The sequence below is a fragment of the Candidatus Regiella insecticola LSR1 genome (genome assembly GCF_000143625.1).
Taxonomy (GTDB): Bacteria; Pseudomonadota; Gammaproteobacteria; order Enterobacterales; family Enterobacteriaceae; genus Regiella; species Regiella insecticola.
In genome coordinates, this window is sequence record NZ_GL379589.1 from 126,435 (window position 1) to 149,026 (window position 22,592).

Genomic DNA, 22,592 nt, shown 5'->3' on the forward strand with positions numbered 1-22,592 from the left:
GTAAAGATAAAATGGGTTTAATCGGTAAAAAATTGGGTATGACACGTGTCTTCACTGAAGAAGGTGTTTCAATCCCAGTCACTGTTATCGAAATTGAAAAAAACCGTGTTACTCAAGTTAAAGATATTAAAACTGATGGCTATTGTGCTGTCCAAGTGACTACTGGTCAAAAGAAGACAAGTCGTTTAAAAAAACCACAACGTGGTCATTTCGAGGGAACAAAAACTATCCGCAGTAAAAGAGCAACATTGGATAATCCCGAGATAATAAAAGAAGTATTAACATCCAAAGATCCGGTAACTGCTGGCCGTGGATTGTGGGAATTTCGGATAGCAGAAGACCAAAAATTTTTACGTGGCGAAGAAATAACTGTTGAAATTTTCGCTGACGTTAAAAAAGTTGACGTTACTGGAACATCGAAAGGTAAAGGTTTTGCCGGAGTAGTAAAGCGCTGGAACTTCCGTACTCAAGATGCCACCCACGGTAATTCTTTGTCTCACCGTGCGCCGGGTTCTATCGGTCAAAATCAGACGCCGGGAAAAGTGTTTAAAGGCAAAAAAATGGCAGGTCACCTGGGTGATGAACGTGTAACCGTTCAAAGTTTAGACGTAGTGCGTGTTGATGCTAAGCGTAACTTACTGCTGGTCAAAGGTGCTGTACCGGGAGCAACCGGTGGCAACCTGATCGTTAAACCTGCTGTCAAGGCGTAGCGTCGAGGAGATAGGAATGGAATTGGCAATAAAAGACACGCAAGGTGTGCTGACGGTTTCTGAAACTACCTTCGGGCGTGTGTTCAATGAAGCGCTAGTACATCAGGTGGTTGTTGCTTACGCAGCAGTTGCCCGTCAAGGTACTCGGGCTCAAAAAACGCGGGCAGAGGTGACAGGTTCCGGTAAAAAACCTTGGCGTCAAAAAGGTACTGGCCGTGCGCGAGCTGGTTCTGTAAAGAGTCCAATCTGGCGTTCCGGTGGCGTAACTTTTGCCGCTAAGCCTCAGGATCACAGTCAAAAAGTTAATAAAAAAATGTACCGTGGTGCATTAAAAAGTATTCTGTCTGAATTGGTACGCCAAGATCGTCTAATCGTTGTCAAAGAGTTTTCTGTAGAAATGCCTAAAACTAAGTTATTACTGCAAAAACTGAAAGAGATGGCGCTGGAAGATGTGTTAATCGTAACTAAAGAAATCGCTGATAATCTGCTCTTAGCCTCTCGCAATTTGTATAAAGTTGACGTTTGTGATGTTGCAGGTATCGATCCTGTTAGCCTGATCGCTTTTGACAAAGTGGTTATGACGACTGATGCAGTACAGCAAATTGAGGAGATGTTGACATGATCCGTGAAGAACGTCTGCTGAAAGTACTGCGTAGACCACAGGTATCAGAAAAAGCGACTCTGGTGATGGAGAAGCACAACACTTGCGTGTTTAAAGTTATGAAAGATGCAACTAAAGCAGAAATTAAAGACGCAGTGAGTAAACTATTCGAAGTCAAAGTCAAAAACGTAAACACCTTGCTAGTAAAAGGCAAGGCGACGCGTCATGGTCAGCGTGTTGGTCGTCGTAGTGACTGGAAAAAAGCTTACATTACCTTGGAAGAAGGTCATACGCTGGATCTCAGCGGCAGCACAGAGTAAGTCGAAGGAGAGCAAACAATGGTACTACTTGTTAAATGTAAACCTACATCTCCGGGTCGTCGTCACGTTGTTAAAGTGGTGAACTCTGAGCTACACAAGGGTAAGCCATATGCCCCGCTGCTTAAAAAATTAAGCAAAAGCGGTGGCCGTAACAATAACGGTCGTATTACTACCCGTCATATCGGTGGTGGACATAAGCAACATTATCGTCTAGTTGATTTTAAACGTAGTAAAGACGATATCCCTGCTGTGGTTGAGCGCCTGGAGTACGATCCAAACCGCTCTGCTAATATTGCGTTGATTTTGTATAGAGATGGTGAACGTCGTTACATCTTAGCGCCAAAAGGACTAAAAAAAGGTGATTCCATCCAATCAGGTGTTCACGCTCCTATAAGAAATGGAAACTGTCTACCGATGCTCTACATACCCGTGGGGACAACAGTACACAACATAGAGATGAAACCAGGTAAAGGTGGCCAATTGGCACGGTCTGCTGGTGCTTGCGTTCAAATCGTTGCTCGTGAAGATGCCTATGTTACCCTGCGCCTACGTTCTGGTGAGATGCGTAAAATTTTGTCTGATTGTCGCGCTACTATCGGTGAAGTAGGTAATTCCGAACATATGTTACGTGTTTTGGGGAAAGCAGGTGCGAGTCGTTGGCGTGGTATCCGTCCCACTGTTCGTGGTACGGCGATGAACCCAGTCGATCACCCGCACGGTGGTGGTGAAGGTCGTAATTTTGGTAAACACCCGGTAACACCTTGGGGAGTTCAAACCAAAGGTAAGAAAACACGGAATAACAAGCGTACTGATAAGTTCATCGTACGTCACCGTAGTAAAAAATAACTATTATATTATAGAGGATAAGCCATGCCACGTTCTCTCAAGAAAGGTCCTTTTCTGGACTATCACTTGCTGAAGAAGGTAGAGAAAGCGTTGGAAAGCGGAGACAAAAAGCCAATTAAAACTTGGTCCCGTCGTTCAATGATCATTCCACAAATGAACAATTTGACCATCGCTATCCATAATGGTCGTCAGCATGTTCCCGTTTTTGTTTCCGAAGAGATGGTCGGTCACAAATTAGGAGAATTTGCACCGACCCGTACTTATCGTGGCCATGTGGCCGATAAAAAGGTTAAAAAACGTTAAGGTAGGGGGAAGAGATGGAAACTATCGCTCAACATCGCCACGCTCGTTCTTCTGCTCAGAAAGTGCGTCTTGTAGCGGATCTGGTTCGTGGTAAACCAGTAGCACAAGCTCTGAATATTCTGACTTATACCAATAAAAAGGCAAGTGCTTTGGTTAAGAAAGTGCTTCAGTCTGCTATTGCTAATGCAGAACACAACGATGGCTCTGATATAGATGATTTGAAAGTTGCAAAAATTTTCGTAGACTCGGGTCCTAGCATGAAAAGGACTATGCCTCGTGCGAAAGGCCGCGCCGATCGCATCCTAAAGCGTACCAGCCACATTACTGTGGTCGTGTCTGATAAAATAGCTGAGACTCTGGAGACTAGCAATGGGTCAAAAAGTAAATCCTAATGGCTTTAGGCTAGGTATTGTTAAAGATTGGGACTCCACCTGGTATGCTGTCAACGACAAAGAATTTGCTGACAATTTAGCAGGCGATAAAAAAATTCGTCAGGTTTTGATGGAGAAGTTAGACAAGGCATCTGTTTCTCGTATTGTTATCGAGCGCCCAGCAAAGAGCATCCGTGTAACTATTCATACTGCTCGACCTGGCATCGTTATCGGGAAAAAAGGTGAAGACGTAGAAAAGTTACGAAAGAAAGTGACTGATATTGCTGCTGTACCTTCTCAGATTAACATTAAAGAAATTCGCAAGCCTGACCTCGAAGCAAAATTAGTTGCTGATAGTGTCGCTTCACAGTTAGAACGTCGTGTCATGTTCCGTCGTGCAATGAAACGTGCCGTACAAAACGCTATGCGAGCTGGTGCTAAAGGTATCAGAATTAATGTCAGTGGCCGCCTTGGTGGTGCTGAAATTGCGCGTACTGAATGGTATCGTGAAGGCCGTGTTCCCTTGCATACTTTGCGCGCGGATATTGATTACAGCCTCTCAGAAGCACATACCACGTACGGTGTTATTGGTGTTAAAGTCTGGATCTTTAAAGGCGAGATTCTAGGCTTAATGCACGAGGTTAGAACATCAGTAGATTTGAATACTTCTCGACCTAAAGAAGAGCGGCAGCAAGAAAAACGGCAGCAGCGTAAAGGCAACAAAAAGGAGAATCGCTGATGTTACAACCAAAGCGTACGAAGTATCGTAAAATGCAAAAAGGCCGCAACCGTGGTTTAACCATAGGTGCAAAAGTTAACTTTGGTGATTTTGGCTTGAAAGCTTATGGTCGCGGTCGTTTGGATGCTCGTCAGATTGAAGCAGCCCGTCGGGCGCTGTCGCGTGGAATTAAACGCCAAGGTAAAATTTGGACTTGTGTATTTCCGGACAAACCTATCACTCAAAAACCGCTAGAAGTACGAATGGGTAAAGGTAAAGGGAACGTAGAGTATTGGGTTGCCCTAGTCCAACCAGGAAAAATGTTGTTTGAAATGAATGGTGTTTCCGAAGAAACCGCCCGGGCAGCATTTGCTTTAGCGAAAGCCAAGCTGCCGATAAAAACCACCTTTGTAACTAAAACGGTGATGTAATGAAAGCACAAGAGCTGCGTAAAAAAAACGTTGAAGAGCTGAAAGAAAAACTGCTCGACCTGCTACGTGAGCAATTTAACATGCGTATGCATGCCGCCACAGGTCAGCACAAGCAGCCTGATTTGTTTAAAAAAGTCCGCCGAGAGATTGCACGCGTTAAGACTTTACTGACTGAAAAGCAGGTGTGTAAATGAATGAAAAAAAAATCCGTACGATGCAAGGACACGTAGTCAGTAACAAAATGGAGAAATCCATTGTTGTTACCATGGAGCGAATAGTGAAGCATCCAATTTATGGTAAATTCATCAAACGTACGACGAAATTGCATGCACATGACGAAGAAAATGAATGCGGTATCGGTGATATAGTAACGATCCGTGAATGCCGCCCACTGTCGAAGACAAAATCTTGGACGCTTGTTGCGGTCATAAAAAAAGCGATTGTGTAGTGAATAATGAATCGAGCCAGCTGCTCAACGATGAGGTGTTTGTTTTTCTACCTATAAGTTAACAGCAGTGTTACAATGTGATGCCCTTGTTCAAGCGACCTGTTTTGGGTTTTAAATACCAATTGGGTTTTAAATAACAGTTATTAATATTAGCGGAGCACTAACATGATCCAAGGACAGACTATGCTGAACGTAGCCGACAACTCCGGTGCACGTCGCGTAATGTGTATCAAGGTTCTAGGTGGTTCGCACCGTCGTTACGCAGGCATCGGCGACATCATCAAAATCACCATCAAAGAAGCAATTCCTCGTGGCAAGGTGAAAAAAGGCGATGTACTGAAAGCGGTAGTGGTGCGCACTAGAAGGGGTGTACGTCGCCCAGATGGTTCTATGATTCGCTTCGATGGTAATGCTTGTGTTATTTTGAATAATACCAATGAGCAACCAATCGGTACCCGTATTTTTGGGCCTGTGACTCGTGAACTGCGCAATGAAAAGTTCATGAAAATTATTTCTCTGGCACCAGAAGTACTCTAAGGAGGAGCGGGCTATGGCAGCGAAAATCCGTCATAATGACGAAATTATCGTGTTAACCGGAAAAGATAAAGGTAAACGCGGGAAAGTAAAAAGTGTTTTGTCTAAGGGTAAAGTTATTGTTGAAGGCATTAATCTGGTTACAAAGCATCAAAAACCAGTTGCCTCTTTGAATAAGCCCGGGGGCATTGTTACAAAAGAAGCCGCTATTGAAGTTTCTAACGTTGCATTATTTAATGCAACAACCGGCAAGGCTGATCGCGTAGGTTTTAGGTTTGAGGATAACAAAAAAGTACGCTATTTCAAATCTAATAAAGAAACTATAAAATAAACTTGGAGTAATACGATGGCGAAACTGCATGATTACTACAAAGATGAAGTATTAAAACAACTGATGGGTAAATGTGGTTACAGTTCTGTCATGCAAGTCCCTCGGATCGAAAAGATCGTCCTAAACATGGGAGTTGGTGAAGCAATAACTGATAAAAAATTATTGGATAATGCAGTCGCTGATTTGACGGCGATTTCTGGTCAGAAACCGCTTATCACCAAAGCACGTAAATCTGTTGCAGGTTTCAAAATCCGTCAGGGCTATCCGATAGGTTGTAAAGTGACCTTGCGTGGCAAACGTATGTGGCAGTTTCTTGAACGTTTAATTGACATTGCTGTTCCTCGTATTCGTGATTTTCGTGGTTTATCTCCTGAATCATTTGATGGGCGTGGCAACTATAGCATGGGTGTTCGAGAGCAAATCATCTTCCCTGAAATTGACTATGACAAAGTTGATAAACTACGGGGTTTGGATATTACTATTGCGACCACTGCAAAATCTGATGATGAAGGTCGTTCCTTGTTAGCTGCGTTTAATTTTCCATTTCGCAAGTAGGGTTACTTATGGCTAAGCAATCATGTAAAGCACGTGAAGTTGTACGTGTAAAAATGGCTAACAAATATCGAGAAAAACGCGAAACATTAAAAAAGATTATCTCTGCGGGTGTGACTGTCTCTACTGATGAAAAGTCATCTGGTAATGCCGTTTGGGATGCTGTTCTTAAACTGCAGCAGCTACCGCGTGATTCCAGCCCGTGTCGCCAGCGTAATCGCTGTCGTCAAACTGGTCGCCCGCACGGTGTCTTGCGCAAGTTTGGTTTGAGCCGTATGAAAGTCCGTGAAGCCGCTATGCGCGGTGAAATACCGGGTCTTAGAAAGGCTAGCTGGTAATGGTTACCAATTAATCACGGGAGTAAAAACAGATGAGCATGCAAGATCCGGTCGCGGATATGCTGACGCGCATTCGTAATGGACAATCCTCGAAAAAAATTGCGGTCACCATGCCTTCTTCCAATTTGAAAGTGGCAATATCCAATTTGCTAAAAGAAGAAGGTTATATTGAAGATGTTAAAATTGAAGGCAACACTAAACCCGTTTTGGAATTAAAACTTAAATATTTCGAAGGGAAGGCAGTGGTCGAAACAATTCAACGTGTTAGCCGCCCAGGTCTACGTATCTATAAGAAAAAAGATGAGTTGCCAAAAGTGATGGGTGGGCTGGGTATCGCTGTTGTTTCTACCTCTAAAGGTGTTATGACTGATCGTGCAGCTCGCAAAGCTGGTCTTGGTGGCGAGATTATCTGCTACGTAGCTTAATTTCGGAGGAAAGCATGTCTCGTGTTGCAAAAGCACCCGTCGTCATTCCTGCCGGTGTAGAGGTAAAACTCAACGATCAGGTAATTTCGATTAAGGGTAAGAATGGCGAGCTAACTTATACTGTTCATCCCGCCGTTAAAGTAGAAGTAACAGAAAAAAATACATTGATTTTTGAATTACACCAAGGCGCAGACAATTGGGCTCAAGCGGGTACTACTCGTTCGTTGGTTAATGCAATGATTATCGGTGTTACTGAAGGTTTCACGAAGAAACTGCTATTGGTAGGTGTAGGTTACCGTGCATCAGTTAAAAATAATTGGGTAGAGTTGGCTTTAGGTTTTTCTCACCCCATTAAACATCAGCTACCGCAAGGCATTACTGCTGAATGCCCTAGCCAAACTGAAATTGTGCTGAAAGGGGCAAATAAACAGGTTGTTGGTCAGGTTGCGGCAGATCTGCGTGCCTACCGAAGTCCTGAGCCTTATAAAGGCAAAGGTGTCCGCTACGCTGATGAAGTCGTGCGTATAAAAGAAGCTAAGAAAAAATAAGGTAACACTATGGATAAGAAAACAGCTCGTATCCGTCGTGCGACCCGCGCACGGCGTAAGCTAAAAGAACTTGCGGCGACTCGTTTAGTGGTACATCGTACTTCGCGCCATATTTATGCGCAGGTTATCGCTCCAAACGGTTCTGAAACTTTGGTAGCCACTTCTACATTAGAAAAAGATATCAATAATCAATTGAAATCTACCGCTAATAAGGATGCCGCAGAAGCAGTAGGTAAAGCGGTTGCGCTACGTGCATTGGGAAAAGGAATTGAAAAAATATCCTTTGACCGTTCCGGTTTCAAATATCATGGTCGAGTCAAGGCACTGGCAGACGCTGCCCGGGCCGCTGGCCTTCAGTTCTAAGGTAGAGGCAAGATGGCGAACATCGAAAAACAAGCTGGTGAACTGCAAGAAAAACTAATTGCGGTAAATCGGGTATCTAAGACGGTAAAAGGTGGTCGTATTTTCAGCTTTACCGCGCTTACAGTAGTAGGGAATGGTGAGGGTCGTGTTGGTTTTGGCTATGGTAAGGCTCGTGAAGTGCCTGCAGCAATCCAAAAAGCGATGGAAAAAGCCCGACGTAATATGATGAAAGTCCCGTTGCATAATGGGACGCTACAGCATCCCGTTAAGGGTGCTCACACAGGCTCTCGTGTGTTTATGCAACCGGCTTCTGAAGGTACAGGTATTATTGCCGGCGGCGCCATGCGGGCTGTTTTGGACGTGGCTGGTGTTCACAACGTATTAGCCAAAACCTACGGTTCTACCAACCCAATTAATGTGGTTCGTGCAACTGTTGATGCTCTGGCAAATATGAAATCGCCAGAAATGGTCGCTGCAAAGCGTGGTAAGTCCGTCGAAGAAATTCTAGGGTAAAATAAACCATGGAAAAGACTATTAAAGTAACTCAGACTCGCAGTGCTATCGGTCGTTTGCCTAAGCATAAAGCGACCCTCCGTGGTTTAGGTTTGCGTCGTATTGGTCATACTGTAGAACGTGAGGATACTGCAGCTATACGTGGTATGGTCAATTTGGTTTCCTATATGGTTAAAATTGAGGGGGAGTAGTCTATGCATTTAAATACTCTGTCTCCAGCGAAAGGTGCCAAACATGCACCGAAGCGTGTAGGTCGTGGTATTGGTTCTGGCATAGGTAAAACCTGTGGCCGTGGTCATAAAGGTCAAAATTCACGATCCGGTGGTGGTGTACGTCGTGGTTTTGAAGGTGGTCAGATGCCTTTGTACCGTCGTTTGCCAAAGTTTGGCTTCACTTCTCGTAAGGCGATGGTAACGGCAGAAGTTCGTTTGTCTGAATTGATTAAAGTGACCGATGCTGCTGTAAAAACCGTTTCTGCTGGAGCAGCTCAAGCCTCTAATGCCACCGAATCCGTTGTTACAGCAGCTAAATATCCTAGTGATGTAATAATAGATTTGAATATACTGAAAACTGCTAACATCATTGGTGTTAATATCGAATTTGCAAAAGTGATATTTTCAGGTGAAATTAATTTCCCGGTTACTCTTCGTGTAAGTGAGACTAAAGGTGCTCGTGGTTTACGTGTGACTAGAGGTGCTCGTGCTGCTATAGAAGCTGCCGGCGGTAAAATTGAAGTTATTGACTGTAAACATGAAGCTGTTGATGGCACAATTGAGGGATAATTAGCAGATGGCCAAGCAACCGGAATTAGATTTTCAAAGTGCTAAGGGCGGATTGAGTGAGCTGAAACGCAGACTGTTGTTTGTTATCGGTGTGCTTATTGTTTTCCGTATCGGCTCTTTTATTCCGATTCCTGGTGTCGATGCTACTGTGATCGCTAAATTGCTTGAACAACAGAGAGGCACTATCATTGAAATGTTTAACATATTCTCTGGTGGTGCGCTCAGTCGTGCTTCTATCTTTGCATTAGGAATTATGCCCTATATCTCGGCATCAATTATTATCCAGTTGTTAACGCTGGTTCATCCAACATTGGCTGAGATAAAAAAAGAGGGCGAAGCGGGTCGTCGAAAAATCAACCAATATACTCGCTATGGTACTTTAGTATTAGCGATATTCCAATCAATTGGGATTGCTACTGGACTACCGAATATGCCAGGTATGCAAGGTTTGGTATTAGATCCCAATTTTGCTTTCTATTTTAACGCAGTTGTTAGCTTAGTGACTGGAACGATGTTTCTCATGTGGTTGGGTGAGCAGATTACTGAACGAGGTATCGGCAATGGTATTTCGATCATCATCTTTGCTGGTATCATAGCGGGGCTACCGTCTGCCATAGGGCATACTATTGAGCTTGCAAGGCAGGGTGACCTGCATTTTCTATTGCTGCTGTTGGTCGCAGCATTAGTATCTGCAGTCACTTTTCTTGTTGTTTTCATTGAACGTGGTCAAAGGCGTATTGTGGTCAATTATGCGAAACGTCAGCAAGGTCGTCGTGTTTATGCGGCTCAAAGTACTCACTTACCGTTGAAAGTGAATATGGCTGGTGTTATCCCTGCTATTTTTGCTTCTAGTATTATTTTGTTCCCAGCAACAATTGCTTCCTGGTTTGGTGGCGGTACGGGCTGGAACTGGTTGACAACGATTTCGATTTATTTACAACCCGGGCAACCTCTTTATGTGCTGCTTTATGCCTCTGCCATTATTTTCTTCTGTTTCTTTTACACTGCTTTAGTATTTAATCCTCGTGAGACAGCGGATAATTTGAAAAAGTCAGGAGCATTTGTACCAGGAATTCGGCCGGGAGAACAAACGGCGAAATACATTGATAAAGTCATGACCCGTCTTACTTTAATCGGTGCAATTTATATTACTTTTATCTGCCTAATCCCGGAATTTATGCGTGATGCCATGAAAGTTCCTTTCTATTTTGGTGGTACGTCACTGCTGATTGTCGTTGTTGTCATTATGGATTTTATGGCTCAAGTGCAAACTTTGATGATGTCGAATCAGTATGAGTCTGCCTTAAAAAAGGCAAACCTGAAAGGTAATAAACGTTAGTCAAGAGTGTCTGAATATTATCCGGTATGTCGTAAAACCTCAGCCTTCAGCGGGCTATAAAGCAGTGTTTTTCAACTAATCTGTGTTAAAATGCGGCGACTAACGGCTAAAGCTTCAGCATAGCTATGACTGCAATTAGTACCTAAGAGTCTATTCCAAATCTTCTTAAGCGCCGCTCAGACAAGGAAAAAATGGGCGAAAAAGTGCGGTTTACATAAGGTAAATGAGCATTTTGAGCTCGTTCTTGACGAAGTATCAACAAGCACAAGAGATTTCGAATAGGCTCTTAGGGCATGAGACTTTAAGCCTGTGGAGAGTCAGCGCGATTAGGGCGCTCGATGAAGCAGGAACTCACTAAGCGAATCAGATCTCGATCTGAGCTCTGTAGGAATCCCCATCATTCTATTACGGGGAGGATGTCAAGCTAGTTAAGAAGTTAACGCGGAGAGAAAAATGAAAGTTCGTGCTTCCGTCAAGAAGTTATGCCGTAACTGTAAAATTGTTAAGCGTCTCGGTGTTGTGCGCGTAATTTGCAGTGCCGAGCCTAAGCATAAACAGCGTCAGGGCTGATTTTTGTGTAATTTTATTGCAATGTTGGTTCAGCTGGCTAGAAGATTGGCCAGACAATCTTTTATCTGTGACTACAACGTCGTTTGAGTATCCTGAAAACGGGCTTTTCAGCATGACGTTGTGGTGTAAATTAAATAATAGGAGTGCATAGTGGCCCGTATAGCAGGCATTAACATTCCTGATCAAAAGCATGCTGTTATCGCATTAACTGCGATTTACGGTATCGGTAAGACTGGTGCACAAAAAATTTGTGGAGCCGCGGGTGTTGCTGAAAGTGTGAAGATCAGTGAACTCTCTGAAGAAGAAATTAACAAGCTGCGTGACGAGGTTGCCAAATACCCGATAGAAGGTGATTTGCGTCGTCAAGTTACCCTGAACATCAAGCGTTTGATAGACCTTGGATGTTATCGTGGCTTACGTCATCGTCGTGGTTTGCCGGTTCGTGGGCAGCGCACGAAGACTAACGCCCGTACTCGCAAGGGTCCACGTAAAGCGATCAAGAAATAATCGGGGTAATTAAATAAATGGCAAAACCAGCAGCTCGGACACGTAAGCGTGTAAAAAAACAAATATCCGACGGTGTGGCTCATATCCACGCTTCTTTCAACAACACTATAGTTACCATAACGGATCGTCAAGGTAATGCTTTGGGTTGGGCAACGTCGGGGGGATCTGGTTTCCGTGGTTCTCGTAAGTCTACTCCGTTTGCGGCTCAAGTGGCAGCAGAGCGCTGTGCTGAAAGTGTCAAAGACTGTGGTATCAAGAATCTGGAAGTTATGGTCAAAGGACCCGGTCCTGGTCGTGAGTCCACGATCCGTGCATTGAACGCCGCGGGTTTTCGCATCACTAATATTATTGATGTAACTCCGATCCCCCACAATGGTTGTCGTCCGCCCAAAAAGCGTCGTGTATGACGCTGTTTTCAGGTTTGTTGGAGAAAGAAAATGGCAAGATATTTAGGGCCTAAGCTCAAGCTGAGCCGTCGTGAGGGCACGGATTTATTTTTAAAATCGGGTGTTCGTACGATTGATAGTAAATGTAAAATTGATCAACCACCTGGTCAGCATGGTGCACATAAGCCGCGCCTATCTGATTACGGCGTGCAATTACGTGAAAAACAAAAAGTGCGCCGGATGTATGGTGTTCTTGAACGTCAATTCCGTAACTATTATAAAGAAGCAGCTCGCTTAAAAGGTAATACCGGCGAGAATTTGTTGGGATTGCTAGAAGGGCGTCTAGACAATGTAGTTTACCGTATGGGGTTTGGTGCCACTCGCGCTGAATCACGCCAACTGGTGAGCCATAAGGGTATTTTGGTAAATGGACGTGTTGTTAATATCGCCTCTTATCAGGTATTACCGAATGCTATAATCAGCATCCGTGAAAAGGCGAAAAAGCAATCTCGTATCAGAGCTGCTCTAGAGCTATTTGAACAACGGGAAAAGCCTATCTGGCTGGAAGTCGATGCTGCTAAGATGGAAGGTGTGTACAAGCGTCTGCCTGAACGTACTGATCTGCCTGCGGACATTAATGAGCACCTGATCGTCGAGCTTTACTCGAAGTAAAGTTTAGTACCAAAGAGAGGACACAATGCAGGGTTCTGTGAAAGAGTTTCTAAAACCAAGCCTGATAAGCGAAAAAATCAGTCAAACGCACGCTAAGGTGATCCTTGAGCCATTAGAGCGGGGCTTTGGTCATACCCTTGGCAATGCACTGCGACGCATTTTGCTTTCATCGATGCCGGGTTGCGCGGTGACTGAAGTTGAAATTGAAGGCGTGCTGCATGAGTACAGCACAAAAGAAGGTGTAAAGGAAGATATCCTAAGCATATTACTGAACCTGAAAGAGCTAGCAGTGAAAGTTCAGGAAAAAGAAAATGAAGTTATTCTTACGCTGGAAAAATCTGGCATTGGCCCTGTGACTGCCGCGGATATAACCTCTGATTCTAAGATTGAAATCATTAAGCCTGAGCATGTGATCTGCCACTTAACCGATAAATCTGCATCTATTAATATGCGGATTAAGGTTCAGCGTGGGCGGGGTTATGTGCCGGCCTCTACCCGTGTTCATGGGGAAGAGGATGAACGTCCAATTGGTCGTTTATTAGTAGACGCATGTTATAGTCCTATAGAGCGAATTGCCTATAATGTCGAAGCAACACGCTACCAAGATCGTACTGATCTTGATAAATTGATTATTGAGATGGAAACCAACGGCACGATTGATCCTGAAGAGGCTATTCGCCACGCTTCGACTATTCTTTCTGAACAACTGACCGCTTTTGTCGACATAAGTCATAATGTTAATACTTGCAAAACTTCAGTAGAAGCGCCCGACTTCCCACCCATCTTGCTGCGTCCTGTTGATGATTTGGAGCTAACTGTCCGTTCTGCTAATTGTCTTAAAGCTGAAGCCATCCACTTTATCGGTGATCTAGTACAGCGTACAGAAGTCGAGTTACTAAAAACGCCTAATCTGGGTAAAAAGTCTCTTACTGAGATTAAGGATGTGCTGGCTGTGCATGGTCTGTCGCTAGGTATGCGTTTGGAAAATTGGCCACCAGCTAGTATTGCTGATCAGTGTAGCCAGAATAAATAGTAGGTTAAAGTTTTACTTAAAAGGATAAGGTTATGCGCCATCGTAAAAGTGGTCGTCAACTAAATCGTAACAGTAGTCATCGAAAAGCTATGTTTCTTAACATGTCAGGTTCTTTGGTGCGTCATGAAATCATCAAAACGACTTTGGCAAAAGCGAAAGAATTACGTCGTGTGGTGGAGCCATTAGTGACTCTTGCTAAAAAAAGCGACAGTGTAGCTAATCGTCGTTTGGCGTTCGCTCGCACTCGTGATAATGAGGTAGTGGCCAAGCTATTCACTGAGCTTGCTCCACGCTTTTCAAATCGGACTGGTGGCTATACTCGTATTTTAAAGTGTGGCTTCCGGGCGGGTGATAACGCTCCTATGGCTTACATTGAATTAGTTGATCGTCCAGCAGAAGAATTTGCGGAATAATCTGTAAATGACCTGCTCTGTGAATAAATAAAAAGCCGGGTGAACCCAGTTTTTTATTATGTCCTGGATGATACGGGTAACCAGTTGACATCCTCGACATCCTAAGGAGGCGGCCGAAAAAGCCGAGACTTCTCTATTGTTGTTAGCAAAAATCATATTTTTTTCACCTAAATCTCTCTAATCTCTAAATATGCCTTAATGCTGAAAATGTTCAGGATAATACAAGTTCGCAAAAAATGACGGTAAAAACCAATGATCATGAAAACTCAACTACGCCGTCGTGATGTGCAACTGAGGGAGTATCTTCCTCAACTTCAGCCATTATTGCGTCGTTTATATATCTCGCGTGGTGTCAAAGAAACACAAGAGTTAGAACGGGGAGTCAAAGGTTTGCTGTTATGGCAGCAATTAGCTGGAATTGATACCGCGGTCGATCTATTACAACAGACGATGGAGACAGGTCAGTGTATCGTTATCGTCGGAGATTTTGATGCTGATGGTGCCACCAGTACTGCGTTGGCGGTGTTGGCACTGCGCAGTATGGGGGCAAAGGATGTGAAATACTTGGTGCCTAACCGTTTTGAAGAAGGTTACGGACTGAGCCCCATGATAGTAGAGCGCGTAGCCCGCCAAAATGCAGCATTGATTGTTACGGTAGATAATGGCATTTCTTCTCATGCCGGTGTCGAATTAGCGCACCAAAAGGGGATACGTGTTCTCGTGACGGATCACCATCTGCCAGGAGAAACTTTACCCAACGCCGACGCTATCATCAATCCCAATTTAAAACATTGTTGCTTTCCTTCTAAGTCTCTTGCTGGGGTAGGGGTGACATTTTATTTGATGTTGGCATTACGTGCTCGACTCAAAAATGAAGGGTGGTTTGCAGTAAAAACACTACCGATACCTAATTTAGCTGAATTACTCGATTTAGTGGCTTTAGGCACGGTGGCGGATGTGGTTCCATTGGACAGTAATAATCGTATTTTAGTACATCAAGGTTTGAGCCGTATCCGTGCCAAAAGATGCCGACCTGGTATCCAAGCTTTATTGGATGTCGCTAAGCGGGATGCCAAAAATTTAGTCGCTAGTGATTTAGGTTTTTTTCTTGGTCCACGACTCAATGCGGCAGGGCGCTTAGATGATATGTCGATTGGTGTTGAGTTGTTACTGAGCGACGATCCCCTCGCTGCCCGGATATTAGCGGAGGAGCTAAATACTCTCAATCAGGAAAGGCGTGAAATCGAACAAGGGATGCAATTAGAAGCATTAGCATTGTGTAATGCCTTAGAAGATCCAGATCACATACTGCCTTATGGTATTGCTATGTACCATAAAAAATGGCATCAAGGTGTCGTTGGCATTTTAGCATCCCGTATTAAAGAACGCTTTCATCGCCCCGTTATCGCTTTCGCGCCTGCCGGCGATGGGATGTTAAAAGGCTCTGGCCGATCGATCATGGGTTTACATTTGCGTGATGTATTAGAGCAGCTGAATACACAAAACCCTGGACTGATATCAAAATTTGGCGGTCATGCAATGGCGGCAGGATTAATGCTTGCAGAAAATAAATTTGAAGAATTCCGTCAGCGCTTTGCAGATTTGGTTGCCGAATGCTTGGATGCATCCCAGCTTGAAGGGGTCATTTGGTCTGATGGTGAACTTTCTATCGACGAATTGTCACAAGAAACCGCGGAGTTATTGCGTGAAGCCGGCCCTTGGGGTCAAGCCTTTCCTGAGCCGATTTTTGATGGTCAATTTCGCATTTTGCAACAACGATTGGTCGGTGAACAGCATCTAAAATTAATATTGCAATCGGTGTTAGGGGGGCCTTTACTTGATGGCATTGCGTTCAATATTGATACTAAATTATGGCCGAATAGCACCACTGTAGCAGCAAATCTGGCTTATAAATTAGATATTAATGAATTTAAGGGCAGAAGAAAATTGCAGCTGTTAGTACAACAACTTTGGCCTGTTTGACCGCACAAAAATAGTATGGTTAAAAAATCAAGGGAGTTAATATACCTAATGAATTTCGAGTTACGGCAAGGTGGTAATCAATCAAATCGATACATGACAGAGGATGAGTGATCGCTGCCAACGCCGCCGTAACTTGAAAGGCGAAGGGTATAGCTCGCCTTCGCAACAGATCTAATAGCCTGTTCGAAATTTTTTTCAGCGAGCCACAAAAAATTTCGAACAGGCTCTATATGGAAACCCTGAAGAACCGATAAAAGTAATCTATTCTGTCATTAATAATTTTTTTAGGTTAATAGTGAAATGAAAACGAAATCGACGAGCCGAGCCGACTTTTTAGCGCAAATGAATAGGATAGTTCCCTGGGAAAAAATGCTGGCCAAACTCAGTCGTCATTACCCCAAGGCAAGCCCTAAAGGCGGCAGGCCGGCGAAACCGTTAGAAGTGATGCTGCGGATTTATTTTTTACAGAATGGGTTTAATTATGCTGATTTATCGATGTAAGAAGCGTTATACGACATCCCCTTATTACGTCAATTTGCTGGGGTATGTGTCGATGCCATTCCCTCCGATCCCACTCTCCTGCATTTTCGTCATTGGCTGGAAAAACATCATTTAAGCGAAACGCTGTTTGAAGAAGTTAATACGCATTTAGCTTCGCTTCAGCTATTTATCAAACGGGGTAGCATTGTCGATGCTACGATTATTCATGCGCCCAGTTCAACTAAAAACCGGCAAAATACTCGTGACCCAGACATGAAAGCCACCCGTAAAGGCAATCAGTGCTACTGTGGCATGAAAGCGCATATTGGCGTGGATGCACAGACGGGGCTGGTGCATTCCCTGGTGGGAGCCTCGGCGAATGTAGCCGATGTGACGCAAGTTCATCACCTTCTTCACGGCCAAGAAGAGGTTGTTCATGGTGATGCCGGTTATAAAGGCGTGATGCGACTCAGCGAACATCAACATCGCGTGGTCACCTGGCGCATCCCCCGATGGAGGGTATTGGCCTTGCCGGGGCAGGGGCAGCAGGTATGGGAAAAACATCGGCATCAGCAAAGTCTCAACGCGAAAATCCGGGCTAAGGTTGAACATCCCTTTCGGGTGTTAAAATGTCAGTTCAACTTTAGAAAAGTGCGCTACAAGGGCTTGGCAAAAAATACCGCGCAGTTATTCAGCTTATTTGCTTTGACCAATCTCTTTCTCGCTAGAAAAATTTTGTTTTGTCGCCCCTAATTGACCCTTGATACCGCCTAAGCCATATGACGTTAATAATTAACGCTATTAGCTCAAAATATAGCATTCATTATCGGTTTTTCAGGGTTTCCATAGGGCGCAGTCTCGACCACAATCTGTTCTTTGATGCGCAATTCCGTCAATTGACACTGACCCTCTGAATGGCTTGATTGCCAGCCAATCACCTGACGCGGATTAATCAACACCGCATAGGGGCGAGCACCGCGGGCTTTTTCCTCAGCACGGGTTTTCAACGCCTCCACGCGAGGATAATCAGCCAATGCATGCGCGCCACGCCGTATTGCAGTGCCAGGCTAAAATACGCGCCTGTGCCCACACATCCAGCCGGTTGCCCTGCAAATCCATATTTTGGCAGTAATCGACTATCACCGCGGGTGTGGCCTCACTTAATTGCGTCGGCTCAGAAAATACCCGCCCCAGGTTATTTTTCAGCGTTTCCTCGTAAGCGGGCAGGAGTGTAGCTACCGCAAGACGTTGTTGGTAGCGGTGTTTATCTTCATGAGGCCAACGCGGTAAATATGGCTTAGGTGTTATAAATTGACGTACAATATCGAAATGATTTATTGACCTATAAATACCAAAATGACTTATCCCTTAAAATTTCGTCAACATGTATTGGCTTTCAAAAAGAAAGAAGCCCTCACTTATGCTGAAACCGCCGACCGTTTTGGTGTAGGAAGTGCCAGTTTGATGCGATGGGCGAAACGCCTGGAGCCTTGTTTGACGCGTAATAAACCCGCTACCAAAATAAACAGAGCGGCGTTGATTCTGGATGTGGAAACCTACCCTGACGCGTCTCAGCACGAGCGGGCGCCACGGATGGGTGTGAGTGCCAGGGGTATCTGTGATGCCTTAAAGCGGGCGGGTTTTAGCTATAAAAAAAACATTTTATCCCCCCCCAGTGTCAGTCTAGTTGTCGCCTCTAATTTTCGTTAATGGGAACTAATAAAGAGGCGATATAATCATGGAAAAACCGACGTATTCGGAAGAGTTTAAAGAGCAGGCGCTGTGTAAGGTTTATCATCGGAATGGGCGTACAATGAAAGCCATTGCGGATGAACTTAACGTGCCGCCGAGGAAGCTAAGAAGTTGTTTAGCAGAAAGTGAACTCGCCTCTTGGTGCAGGGGGCAGGGTATTTTTGTTCATCACCTGAAGCAATGGCGCGCGGATTTTTGTGACCCGAAGCGAACACAACGCAGTAAGAGGAAAAATGATTATTCCCGAACAGCGCCAGTCTATTATGATGTAGATTACTGAATCAACGCAGGCCGGAGCGCGGCAACAACAGGCTTGTCTCCTGATTGGGCTAAGCACGCGAACCCTACAGCGCTGGCAGAAAGCTATCGAGCAAGTGGATGGCCGAACGCGCCGAACAGCGCCGCCGCCCCACAAACTCTCACCCTGTGAGCGGGCTAAGCTACTGGAAATAACCTCTTCGGCCAAATTTGCTCATTTACCCCCGAGTCAAATTGTGCCGATGTTGGCTGATGAAGGGCTCTATTTCGCCTCCGAATCCACTTTCAAGACGCCCGCGCATGGGTCGAACACGTGGTGCACTGGTATAATCAAGAGCATCGCCACAGTGCCATTGAATTTGTCACACCTGCACAAAGACATGCAGGCCTTGATAAAGCCCTATTAGCTCAGCGTAACACAGTGTATGAAAAGGCACGCGCTGCAAACCCTACACGCTGGGCAGGTCAAATCCGTCAGTGGCCGTATGTGAAAGAAGTCCATTTAAATCCACAAAAATCCAGAGAAAAAAAGGTGAAACCAGACGCCAAAAAAGCAGCCTAGGATTTTACATCCTGGGCGACAACTACATTGACAATTACCGGGGTGTGAGTGCCAGGGGTATCTGTGATGCCTTAAAGCGGGCGGGTTTTAGCTATAAAAAAAACATTTTATCCCCCCAAAGCCGACGTCCAAGCTCGAAAAGATTTTCAGACTAAGCTCCAGGGCTAACGTGGATGAAAGCGGTTTTGCTCATGATATGCCGCGTCTTTATGGTTATTCAGTGAAAGGGAAGCGCTGTTACGGCCAACACGATTGCCATGCCAAAGCACGTACTAATGTCATTGGTGCACAGCTTAACGGAAAATTAACTACGGTTTGTACCTTCGACTGCCATATCAACAGCGATATTTTTTATGCCTGGGTCACCCAAGATTTACTGCCAAAATCCCCTCCAGGGGCAGTCCTTGTGATGGATAATGTGCGCTTCCATAAACGCCAAGACATCCAGACTGCTATACAGAAAGCTGGCTTTATTCTCGAATATCTCCCCACGTATTCTCCTGACATGAATCCCATTGAGCACAAATGGGCTCAAGCTAAAGCCCTTCGCAGAAAGCGACTATGTGATATCGATACCTTGTTTTCTGACCCTTTATTTTAAATCAATTTATACCGCATAAGCTATATTTGCTACAACAGGGTAAAGAAAAGGAGGACTACCATCATGAGTAAAACCTTTTATCAACAAGTGAGCGCCCTCCAGCGCCAACTCAATGCGCCAAAGAATCAATACAATACCTTTGGTAAATACCGCTACCGCAGCTGTGAAGATATTTTGGAAGGCATTAAACTGCTATTGGGCGATTTATTTTTGTCAATCAGTGATGAAATCGTCTTGATAGGGGATCGCTATTATGTGAAAGCCACCGCGACCCTCACGGACGGTGAAACCTCGATTCAGGCCTCGGCGCTGGCACCGGAAGAACGGGACAAAAAAGGCATGGATGCTGCGCAATTGACCGGAGCGACCAGCTCCTATGCGCGTAAATATTGCCTCAATGGCTTATTCGGCATTGATGATGCCAAAGATGCTGATACCGACGCCTACAAGCAGCAAGAAGAGCGCCTCAGGCAAGCATTGACGCCAAAAAGCGACACGCACCCCGGCGCAATACCTGAATGATTTCACGCATTGGGCACCGCAATGCAAGGATAAGGTGGCCTTACAGGGTGCCTATCAGCGATTGTGTCAGCTGCTTATCCAGCAGCCTGATTTAGCACAACAAGCTCACGAGATTTATCTCACCCACTCAGCCACCTTAGAGAAGGCCGCCTAATGGCACATACTATTACCCTCAAACTCCAACAAGCCGCGAGAGAATTTGCGGCCACTGACGCCATCGGCTTTTCTCTCCGTGGCGGCGTTAAATATTACGATCGCCAGTTAAAAACCCAGGCTTTCACGAATTATCAGGCCGTGGTGTTCGCCAAAGCAGGTAAACAGGCCGATTTCTATCGAGAAACACTGAACGAAGGCGCCATTGTAGAGATTTTCGGTGACAGCATCAAAATCGACATCTACGAAGGAAAAAACGGACAAGCAATCGTGCTGGAACTGAACAATGCCAAATTGGGCTTTGTCGAGTCTGCGAAGCCGACACAGGGGCTGCAACGGCTGCCCCAGCCGGTGATATTACCGCGGCAACGTTCTCACCCCTCTCCAATCCCCTTTGATGACGGCATCCCTTTTTGATGACATTAATTTTATCGAGGTGACACATGGAACAACGAACAGAAGCCTGGTTTGCTGCCCGCTGTGGCAAAGTGACCGCCAGTAAAGTGGCGGATGTGATGACAAAAACCAAAACGGGTTACGCTGCTCTTCGCCAAAATTACAAGATAGCGTTAATTTGCCAGCGCCTAACGGGGAAAAGAGAAGAAACCTTTGTCACGCCCGAGATGAAGCGCGGCACAGCACTGGAGCCCGCCGCCCGTGAGGCTTACAGGTTGCGTGAATTTGCCACCGAAGTCACGGAGGTGGGTCTATTCGACCATCCCACTATCAAAGGGTTTGCTGCCAGTCCTGACGGATTAGTGAATGATGATGGCCTGGTCGAGATTAAATGCCCTAAAACCTGGACGCACTTAGAAACAGTGAGAACAGGGAAAATCAAAAATCAATATGTATTGCAAATGCACGCGCAAATGCTTTGTACTGGGCGTAAATGGTGTGACTTTGTCAGTTTTGATAATCGACAGCCTCCGGAACTGGCTTACTTCAAAACCCGCGTTCAGTTTGATAAGGCGCTGGGGAAGGAAATTGAAACCGAAGTACGCCTGTTTTTAGCTGAACTGGAAAAAGACATCGCCGCCATTCAACGTTATAGGCAGGTGGCGTAATTGCTGATGAAAAAATTCATCGTCTATGAATCATAATGCGTGTAAAGTTATTCGGTGATAAATCGACACCGTAAGGTAACTATAATCAGAGAGAAAACACGGAATGTCTAGCATATCAAAGCCCCATGACGCCCTTTTCAAGCGGTCGTTACAGCATAAACAAATTATGGTCGATTGGTTGGTGCATCATCTTCCAAAGGAAACATTAGCATTGATTGATACTGCTACATTAGACCTCTTCGGAAACTAGCATTCATGAGGAATTTTGGTAAAACACTCCTGAACAAGGAGCCGCCATGAAATATGAAGTAATAAAAGTACTGGAAGAGGAAAAATTTCGTCGCTTAACGGGTGTTAAACGCAGTACATTTGAAAAGATGATAAAGATATTGAATGAAGCAGATAAGAGTAAGCAAGGGAAGGGAGGTCGGAAACCCAAGCGGGGTTTAGAAGAGCGCTTATTAATGGCACTGGAGTATATACGAGAATATCGCACTTATTTTCATGTCAGCCAAAGCTATGGCGTGAGTGAGAGCACATGCTATGAAACGATTAAATGGATAGAGAATACGCTAATAAAGCATCCTGATTTTGCCCTACCTGGACGCAAAGCTGTATTAAAAAGGGATAGGGAGTATGAGCTGGTTCTTATTGATGCCACAGAAACGCCGATTGAACGTCCCCAAAAAAACAAAAGCCGTTTTACTCAGGAAAAAAGAAACGACACACCTTAAAAACACAAGTGCTCGTTGATAAAAAAAGTAAAGCAGTCATCTGTACAAGCTTTACGAATGGGAGGCGCCATGATTTTAGGTTGTTTAAGGAGTCTGGTGTGCGAATACATCCTGACATCAAAACAGTTACCGATACAGGTTACCAAGGGCTTGGCAAGATTCATTCAAACTCGGCGTTGCCTAAGAAAAAGACAAAGAAAAATCCCTTAACAAAAGAAGATAAACGCAACAATCGTGCGTTATCAAGCCAGCGTGTATTAAACGAACATGTCATTGGTATGATTAAAAGATTTAAAATTGTATCAGACCGTTATCGAAACAGGCGAAAACGTTTTGGATTAAGATTTAATCTGATTGCTGCAATTTATAACATGGAAATTAGATAAATGATAGTTTCCGAAGAGGTCTAGTATCAAGAGGGGGTACTTA

Annotated in this window: 39 protein-coding genes and 1 pseudogene; 39 read left to right on the forward strand and 1 reads right to left on the reverse strand. The window is 44.7% G+C overall.

The annotated features are described in order from the left end of the window. The first annotated feature begins 11 nt into the window (after positions 1-11). The 29 genes and pseudogenes from rplC (at position 12) to REG_RS01040 (ending at position 17,270) form a co-directional block, all read left to right on the forward strand. Entirely contained in the window at positions 12-710 is a 699-nt protein-coding gene (gene rplC, locus REG_RS00905; protein WP_039907050.1) for a 50S ribosomal protein L3, read from the forward strand. Between the two features lie 16 nt (positions 711-726). Then, positions 727-1,332: a 50S ribosomal protein L4 gene (rplD, locus tag REG_RS00910; RefSeq protein WP_006704112.1), complete on the forward strand. Its 606-nt coding sequence runs from the start codon at positions 727-729 to the stop codon at positions 1,330-1,332. Then, positions 1,329-1,631, forward strand: coding sequence for a 50S ribosomal protein L23 (gene rplW / locus REG_RS00915; protein ID WP_006704113.1), 303 nt, complete (start codon positions 1,329-1,331; stop codon positions 1,629-1,631). The genes rplD and rplW overlap by 4 nt, the downstream gene beginning before the upstream one ends. 18 nt (positions 1,632-1,649) lie before the next feature. Continuing rightward, positions 1,650-2,477 (forward strand): 50S ribosomal protein L2, encoded by an 828-nt coding sequence (gene rplB / locus REG_RS00920; RefSeq protein WP_006704114.1) that lies wholly within the window; start codon positions 1,650-1,652, stop codon positions 2,475-2,477. A gap of 24 nt (positions 2,478-2,501) precedes the next feature. Beyond that, complete coding sequence (gene rpsS / locus REG_RS00925; protein WP_006704115.1) at positions 2,502-2,780, forward strand: 30S ribosomal protein S19; 279 nt, start codon at positions 2,502-2,504, stop codon at positions 2,778-2,780. A gap of 14 nt (positions 2,781-2,794) precedes the next feature. Continuing rightward, positions 2,795-3,172 carry a 50S ribosomal protein L22 gene (rplV, locus tag REG_RS00930; protein ID WP_006704116.1) on the forward strand — a complete coding sequence of 126 codons (378 nt, stop codon included), beginning with the start codon at positions 2,795-2,797 and terminating at the stop codon, positions 3,170-3,172. Further along, positions 3,150-3,890, forward strand: a complete 741-nt coding sequence (gene rpsC / locus REG_RS00935; RefSeq protein WP_006704117.1) for a 30S ribosomal protein S3 — start codon at positions 3,150-3,152, stop codon at positions 3,888-3,890. Before rplV ends, rpsC begins: the two co-directional genes overlap by 23 nt. Continuing rightward, on the forward strand, positions 3,890-4,300 hold the full coding sequence (rplP, locus tag REG_RS00940; RefSeq protein ID WP_006704118.1) for a 50S ribosomal protein L16: 411 nt from the start codon (positions 3,890-3,892) through the stop codon (positions 4,298-4,300). Before rpsC ends, rplP begins: the two co-directional genes overlap by 1 nt. Continuing rightward, positions 4,300-4,494 carry a 50S ribosomal protein L29 gene (gene rpmC, locus REG_RS00945; protein WP_006704119.1) on the forward strand — a complete coding sequence of 65 codons (195 nt, stop codon included), beginning with the start codon at positions 4,300-4,302 and terminating at the stop codon, positions 4,492-4,494. Before rplP ends, rpmC begins: the two co-directional genes overlap by 1 nt. Continuing rightward, a complete protein-coding gene (gene rpsQ, locus REG_RS00950) occupies positions 4,491-4,748 on the forward strand; it encodes a 30S ribosomal protein S17 (protein WP_006704120.1) in 258 nt (85 codons plus the stop codon). The genes rpmC and rpsQ overlap by 4 nt, the downstream gene beginning before the upstream one ends. 165 nt (positions 4,749-4,913) lie before the next feature. Beyond that, a complete protein-coding gene (gene rplN / locus REG_RS00955) occupies positions 4,914-5,285 on the forward strand; it encodes a 50S ribosomal protein L14 (RefSeq protein ID WP_006704121.1) in 372 nt (123 codons plus the stop codon). A gap of 13 nt (positions 5,286-5,298) precedes the next feature. Then, entirely contained in the window at positions 5,299-5,613 is a 315-nt protein-coding gene (gene rplX, locus REG_RS00960; protein WP_006704122.1) for a 50S ribosomal protein L24, read from the forward strand. Between the two features lie 15 nt (positions 5,614-5,628). After that, positions 5,629-6,168: a 50S ribosomal protein L5 gene (rplE, locus tag REG_RS00965; protein WP_006704123.1), complete on the forward strand. Its 540-nt coding sequence runs from the start codon at positions 5,629-5,631 to the stop codon at positions 6,166-6,168. Between the two features lie 8 nt (positions 6,169-6,176). Further along, positions 6,177-6,503, forward strand: coding sequence for a 30S ribosomal protein S14 (gene rpsN / locus REG_RS00970; RefSeq protein WP_006704124.1), 327 nt, complete (start codon positions 6,177-6,179; stop codon positions 6,501-6,503). A 32-nt stretch (positions 6,504-6,535) separates the two neighbouring features. Next, complete coding sequence (rpsH, locus tag REG_RS00975) at positions 6,536-6,928, forward strand: 30S ribosomal protein S8 (protein ID WP_006704125.1); 393 nt, start codon at positions 6,536-6,538, stop codon at positions 6,926-6,928. A 14-nt stretch (positions 6,929-6,942) separates the two neighbouring features. Then, complete coding sequence (gene rplF, locus REG_RS00980) at positions 6,943-7,476, forward strand: 50S ribosomal protein L6 (protein ID WP_006704126.1); 534 nt, start codon at positions 6,943-6,945, stop codon at positions 7,474-7,476. Between the two features lie 9 nt (positions 7,477-7,485). After that, positions 7,486-7,839, forward strand: coding sequence for a 50S ribosomal protein L18 (gene rplR / locus REG_RS00985; protein WP_006704127.1), 354 nt, complete (start codon positions 7,486-7,488; stop codon positions 7,837-7,839). Between the two features lie 12 nt (positions 7,840-7,851). Further along, entirely contained in the window at positions 7,852-8,352 is a 501-nt protein-coding gene (rpsE, locus tag REG_RS00990) for a 30S ribosomal protein S5 (RefSeq protein WP_006704128.1), read from the forward strand. A gap of 8 nt (positions 8,353-8,360) precedes the next feature. Next, entirely contained in the window at positions 8,361-8,543 is a 183-nt protein-coding gene (gene rpmD / locus REG_RS00995; RefSeq protein ID WP_006704129.1) for a 50S ribosomal protein L30, read from the forward strand. Positions 8,544-8,546: 3 nt separating this feature from the next. Further along, positions 8,547-9,134: a 50S ribosomal protein L15 gene (rplO, locus tag REG_RS01000; RefSeq protein ID WP_006704130.1), complete on the forward strand. Its 588-nt coding sequence runs from the start codon at positions 8,547-8,549 to the stop codon at positions 9,132-9,134. 7 nt (positions 9,135-9,141) lie between these two features. Further along, on the forward strand, positions 9,142-10,473 hold the full coding sequence (gene secY, locus REG_RS01005; RefSeq protein WP_006704131.1) for a preprotein translocase subunit SecY: 1,332 nt from the start codon (positions 9,142-9,144) through the stop codon (positions 10,471-10,473). Positions 10,474-10,926: 453 nt separating this feature from the next. Further along, positions 10,927-11,043 carry a 50S ribosomal protein L36 gene (gene rpmJ, locus REG_RS10970; protein WP_006704132.1) on the forward strand — a complete coding sequence of 39 codons (117 nt, stop codon included), beginning with the start codon at positions 10,927-10,929 and terminating at the stop codon, positions 11,041-11,043. A gap of 150 nt (positions 11,044-11,193) precedes the next feature. After that, the gene (rpsM, locus tag REG_RS01010; protein ID WP_006704133.1) at positions 11,194-11,550 is read left to right on the forward strand and encodes a 30S ribosomal protein S13; all 357 of its coding nucleotides are present in this window, start codon (positions 11,194-11,196) and stop codon (positions 11,548-11,550) included. A 17-nt stretch (positions 11,551-11,567) separates the two neighbouring features. After that, complete coding sequence (gene rpsK / locus REG_RS01015; protein WP_006704134.1) at positions 11,568-11,957, forward strand: 30S ribosomal protein S11; 390 nt, start codon at positions 11,568-11,570, stop codon at positions 11,955-11,957. Positions 11,958-11,987: 30 nt separating this feature from the next. Next, entirely contained in the window at positions 11,988-12,608 is a 621-nt protein-coding gene (gene rpsD / locus REG_RS01020) for a 30S ribosomal protein S4 (RefSeq protein ID WP_006704135.1), read from the forward strand. A 25-nt stretch (positions 12,609-12,633) separates the two neighbouring features. Beyond that, positions 12,634-13,641, forward strand: a complete 1,008-nt coding sequence (locus REG_RS01025; RefSeq protein WP_006704136.1) for a DNA-directed RNA polymerase subunit alpha — start codon at positions 12,634-12,636, stop codon at positions 13,639-13,641. A gap of 32 nt (positions 13,642-13,673) precedes the next feature. Further along, positions 13,674-14,054, forward strand: coding sequence for a 50S ribosomal protein L17 (gene rplQ / locus REG_RS01030; RefSeq protein ID WP_006704137.1), 381 nt, complete (start codon positions 13,674-13,676; stop codon positions 14,052-14,054). 252 nt (positions 14,055-14,306) lie between these two features. Further along, positions 14,307-16,037 carry a single-stranded-DNA-specific exonuclease RecJ gene (recJ, locus tag REG_RS01035; protein ID WP_006704138.1) on the forward strand — a complete coding sequence of 577 codons (1,731 nt, stop codon included), beginning with the start codon at positions 14,307-14,309 and terminating at the stop codon, positions 16,035-16,037. A gap of 300 nt (positions 16,038-16,337) precedes the next feature. Continuing rightward, a pseudogene (locus REG_RS01040) lies at positions 16,338-17,270 on the forward strand (IS5 family transposase). Between the two features lie 53 nt (positions 17,271-17,323). On the opposite strand, the gene REG_RS12930 reads toward REG_RS01040, so the two are convergent. Then, entirely contained in the window at positions 17,324-17,551 is a 228-nt protein-coding gene (locus tag REG_RS12930) for a hypothetical protein (RefSeq protein ID WP_039906866.1), read from the reverse strand. Between the two features lie 322 nt (positions 17,552-17,873). Between REG_RS12930 and REG_RS01050 the strand changes: the two genes are divergently transcribed. The 10 genes from REG_RS01050 to REG_RS11695 all read left to right on the forward strand — a co-directional run bounded on the left by REG_RS01050 (position 17,874) and on the right by REG_RS11695 (position 22,549). Further along, complete coding sequence (locus tag REG_RS01050) at positions 17,874-18,227, forward strand: IS630 transposase-related protein (RefSeq protein WP_006704139.1); 354 nt, start codon at positions 17,874-17,876, stop codon at positions 18,225-18,227. A gap of 28 nt (positions 18,228-18,255) precedes the next feature. Further along, complete coding sequence (locus REG_RS11685) at positions 18,256-18,549, forward strand: hypothetical protein (protein ID WP_006704759.1); 294 nt, start codon at positions 18,256-18,258, stop codon at positions 18,547-18,549. A 94-nt stretch (positions 18,550-18,643) separates the two neighbouring features. Continuing rightward, positions 18,644-18,934, forward strand: a complete 291-nt coding sequence (locus tag REG_RS12460; protein WP_141553580.1) for a hypothetical protein — start codon at positions 18,644-18,646, stop codon at positions 18,932-18,934. 14 nt (positions 18,935-18,948) lie between these two features. Beyond that, complete coding sequence (locus REG_RS12935; protein WP_176603359.1) at positions 18,949-19,089, forward strand: hypothetical protein; 141 nt, start codon at positions 18,949-18,951, stop codon at positions 19,087-19,089. Positions 19,090-19,258: 169 nt separating this feature from the next. Next, the gene (locus REG_RS01060; protein WP_006704140.1) at positions 19,259-19,690 is read left to right on the forward strand and encodes a transposase; all 432 of its coding nucleotides are present in this window, start codon (positions 19,259-19,261) and stop codon (positions 19,688-19,690) included. 63 nt (positions 19,691-19,753) lie between these two features. Continuing rightward, positions 19,754-20,212 (forward strand): ERF family protein, encoded by a 459-nt coding sequence (locus REG_RS01065; RefSeq protein ID WP_006704141.1) that lies wholly within the window; start codon positions 19,754-19,756, stop codon positions 20,210-20,212. A 153-nt stretch (positions 20,213-20,365) separates the two neighbouring features. Continuing rightward, positions 20,366-20,782 (forward strand): hypothetical protein, encoded by a 417-nt coding sequence (locus REG_RS01070; RefSeq protein WP_006704142.1) that lies wholly within the window; start codon positions 20,366-20,368, stop codon positions 20,780-20,782. Positions 20,783-20,808: 26 nt separating this feature from the next. Next, positions 20,809-21,429 (forward strand): lambda exonuclease family protein, encoded by a 621-nt coding sequence (locus REG_RS01075; protein WP_006704143.1) that lies wholly within the window; start codon positions 20,809-20,811, stop codon positions 21,427-21,429. Positions 21,430-21,532: 103 nt separating this feature from the next. After that, positions 21,533-21,679 carry an Rpn family recombination-promoting nuclease/putative transposase gene (locus REG_RS10975; protein WP_260200070.1) on the forward strand — a complete coding sequence of 49 codons (147 nt, stop codon included), beginning with the start codon at positions 21,533-21,535 and terminating at the stop codon, positions 21,677-21,679. Between the two features lie 46 nt (positions 21,680-21,725). After that, positions 21,726-22,549 (forward strand): IS5-like element ISRein1 family transposase gene (locus tag REG_RS11695; RefSeq protein ID WP_260200023.1). Its coding sequence is split into 2 segments (ribosomal slippage): positions 21,726-22,113 and positions 22,113-22,549, totalling 825 coding nucleotides; the frame shifts between segments, so codons are not numbered across the junction. The last annotated feature ends 43 nt before the right edge of the window (positions 22,550-22,592 follow it).

What these genes read in the sequence shown, in the direction of transcription:
- rplC (WP_039907050.1), top strand. Translation starts at nt 12, where the DNA reads ATGGGTTTAATCGGTAAAAAATTGGGTATGACACGTGTCTTCACTGAA.
- rplD (WP_006704112.1), top strand. Translation starts at nt 727, where the DNA reads ATGGAATTGGCAATAAAAGACACGCAAGGTGTGCTGACGGTTTCTGAA.
- rplW (WP_006704113.1), top strand. Translation starts at nt 1,329, where the DNA reads ATGATCCGTGAAGAACGTCTGCTGAAAGTACTGCGTAGACCACAGGTA.
- rplB (WP_006704114.1), top strand. Translation starts at nt 1,650, where the DNA reads ATGGTACTACTTGTTAAATGTAAACCTACATCTCCGGGTCGTCGTCAC.
- rpsS (WP_006704115.1), top strand. Translation starts at nt 2,502, where the DNA reads ATGCCACGTTCTCTCAAGAAAGGTCCTTTTCTGGACTATCACTTGCTG.
- rplV (WP_006704116.1), top strand. Translation starts at nt 2,795, where the DNA reads ATGGAAACTATCGCTCAACATCGCCACGCTCGTTCTTCTGCTCAGAAA.
- rpsC (WP_006704117.1), top strand. Translation starts at nt 3,150, where the DNA reads ATGGGTCAAAAAGTAAATCCTAATGGCTTTAGGCTAGGTATTGTTAAA.
- rplP (WP_006704118.1), top strand. Translation starts at nt 3,890, where the DNA reads ATGTTACAACCAAAGCGTACGAAGTATCGTAAAATGCAAAAAGGCCGC.
- rpmC (WP_006704119.1), top strand. Translation starts at nt 4,300, where the DNA reads ATGAAAGCACAAGAGCTGCGTAAAAAAAACGTTGAAGAGCTGAAAGAA.
- rpsQ (WP_006704120.1), top strand. Translation starts at nt 4,491, where the DNA reads ATGAATGAAAAAAAAATCCGTACGATGCAAGGACACGTAGTCAGTAAC.
- rplN (WP_006704121.1), top strand. Translation starts at nt 4,914, where the DNA reads ATGATCCAAGGACAGACTATGCTGAACGTAGCCGACAACTCCGGTGCA.
- rplX (WP_006704122.1), top strand. Translation starts at nt 5,299, where the DNA reads ATGGCAGCGAAAATCCGTCATAATGACGAAATTATCGTGTTAACCGGA.
- rplE (WP_006704123.1), top strand. Translation starts at nt 5,629, where the DNA reads ATGGCGAAACTGCATGATTACTACAAAGATGAAGTATTAAAACAACTG.
- rpsN (WP_006704124.1), top strand. Translation starts at nt 6,177, where the DNA reads ATGGCTAAGCAATCATGTAAAGCACGTGAAGTTGTACGTGTAAAAATG.
- rpsH (WP_006704125.1), top strand. Translation starts at nt 6,536, where the DNA reads ATGAGCATGCAAGATCCGGTCGCGGATATGCTGACGCGCATTCGTAAT.
- rplF (WP_006704126.1), top strand. Translation starts at nt 6,943, where the DNA reads ATGTCTCGTGTTGCAAAAGCACCCGTCGTCATTCCTGCCGGTGTAGAG.
- rplR (WP_006704127.1), top strand. Translation starts at nt 7,486, where the DNA reads ATGGATAAGAAAACAGCTCGTATCCGTCGTGCGACCCGCGCACGGCGT.
- rpsE (WP_006704128.1), top strand. Translation starts at nt 7,852, where the DNA reads ATGGCGAACATCGAAAAACAAGCTGGTGAACTGCAAGAAAAACTAATT.
- rpmD (WP_006704129.1), top strand. Translation starts at nt 8,361, where the DNA reads ATGGAAAAGACTATTAAAGTAACTCAGACTCGCAGTGCTATCGGTCGT.
- rplO (WP_006704130.1), top strand. Translation starts at nt 8,547, where the DNA reads ATGCATTTAAATACTCTGTCTCCAGCGAAAGGTGCCAAACATGCACCG.
- secY (WP_006704131.1), top strand. Translation starts at nt 9,142, where the DNA reads ATGGCCAAGCAACCGGAATTAGATTTTCAAAGTGCTAAGGGCGGATTG.
- rpmJ (WP_006704132.1), top strand. Translation starts at nt 10,927, where the DNA reads ATGAAAGTTCGTGCTTCCGTCAAGAAGTTATGCCGTAACTGTAAAATT.
- rpsK (WP_006704134.1), top strand. Translation starts at nt 11,568, where the DNA reads ATGGCAAAACCAGCAGCTCGGACACGTAAGCGTGTAAAAAAACAAATA.
- rpsD (WP_006704135.1), top strand. Translation starts at nt 11,988, where the DNA reads ATGGCAAGATATTTAGGGCCTAAGCTCAAGCTGAGCCGTCGTGAGGGC.
- REG_RS01025 (WP_006704136.1), top strand. Translation starts at nt 12,634, where the DNA reads ATGCAGGGTTCTGTGAAAGAGTTTCTAAAACCAAGCCTGATAAGCGAA.
- rplQ (WP_006704137.1), top strand. Translation starts at nt 13,674, where the DNA reads ATGCGCCATCGTAAAAGTGGTCGTCAACTAAATCGTAACAGTAGTCAT.
- recJ (WP_006704138.1), top strand. Translation starts at nt 14,307, where the DNA reads ATGATCATGAAAACTCAACTACGCCGTCGTGATGTGCAACTGAGGGAG.
- REG_RS01050 (WP_006704139.1), top strand. Translation starts at nt 17,874, where the DNA reads ATGACTTATCCCTTAAAATTTCGTCAACATGTATTGGCTTTCAAAAAG.
- REG_RS11685 (WP_006704759.1), top strand. Translation starts at nt 18,256, where the DNA reads ATGGAAAAACCGACGTATTCGGAAGAGTTTAAAGAGCAGGCGCTGTGT.
- REG_RS01065 (WP_006704141.1), top strand. Translation starts at nt 19,754, where the DNA reads ATGAGTAAAACCTTTTATCAACAAGTGAGCGCCCTCCAGCGCCAACTC.
- REG_RS01070 (WP_006704142.1), top strand. Translation starts at nt 20,366, where the DNA reads ATGGCACATACTATTACCCTCAAACTCCAACAAGCCGCGAGAGAATTT.
- REG_RS01075 (WP_006704143.1), top strand. Translation starts at nt 20,809, where the DNA reads ATGGAACAACGAACAGAAGCCTGGTTTGCTGCCCGCTGTGGCAAAGTG.
- REG_RS10975 (WP_260200070.1), top strand. Translation starts at nt 21,533, where the DNA reads ATGTCTAGCATATCAAAGCCCCATGACGCCCTTTTCAAGCGGTCGTTA.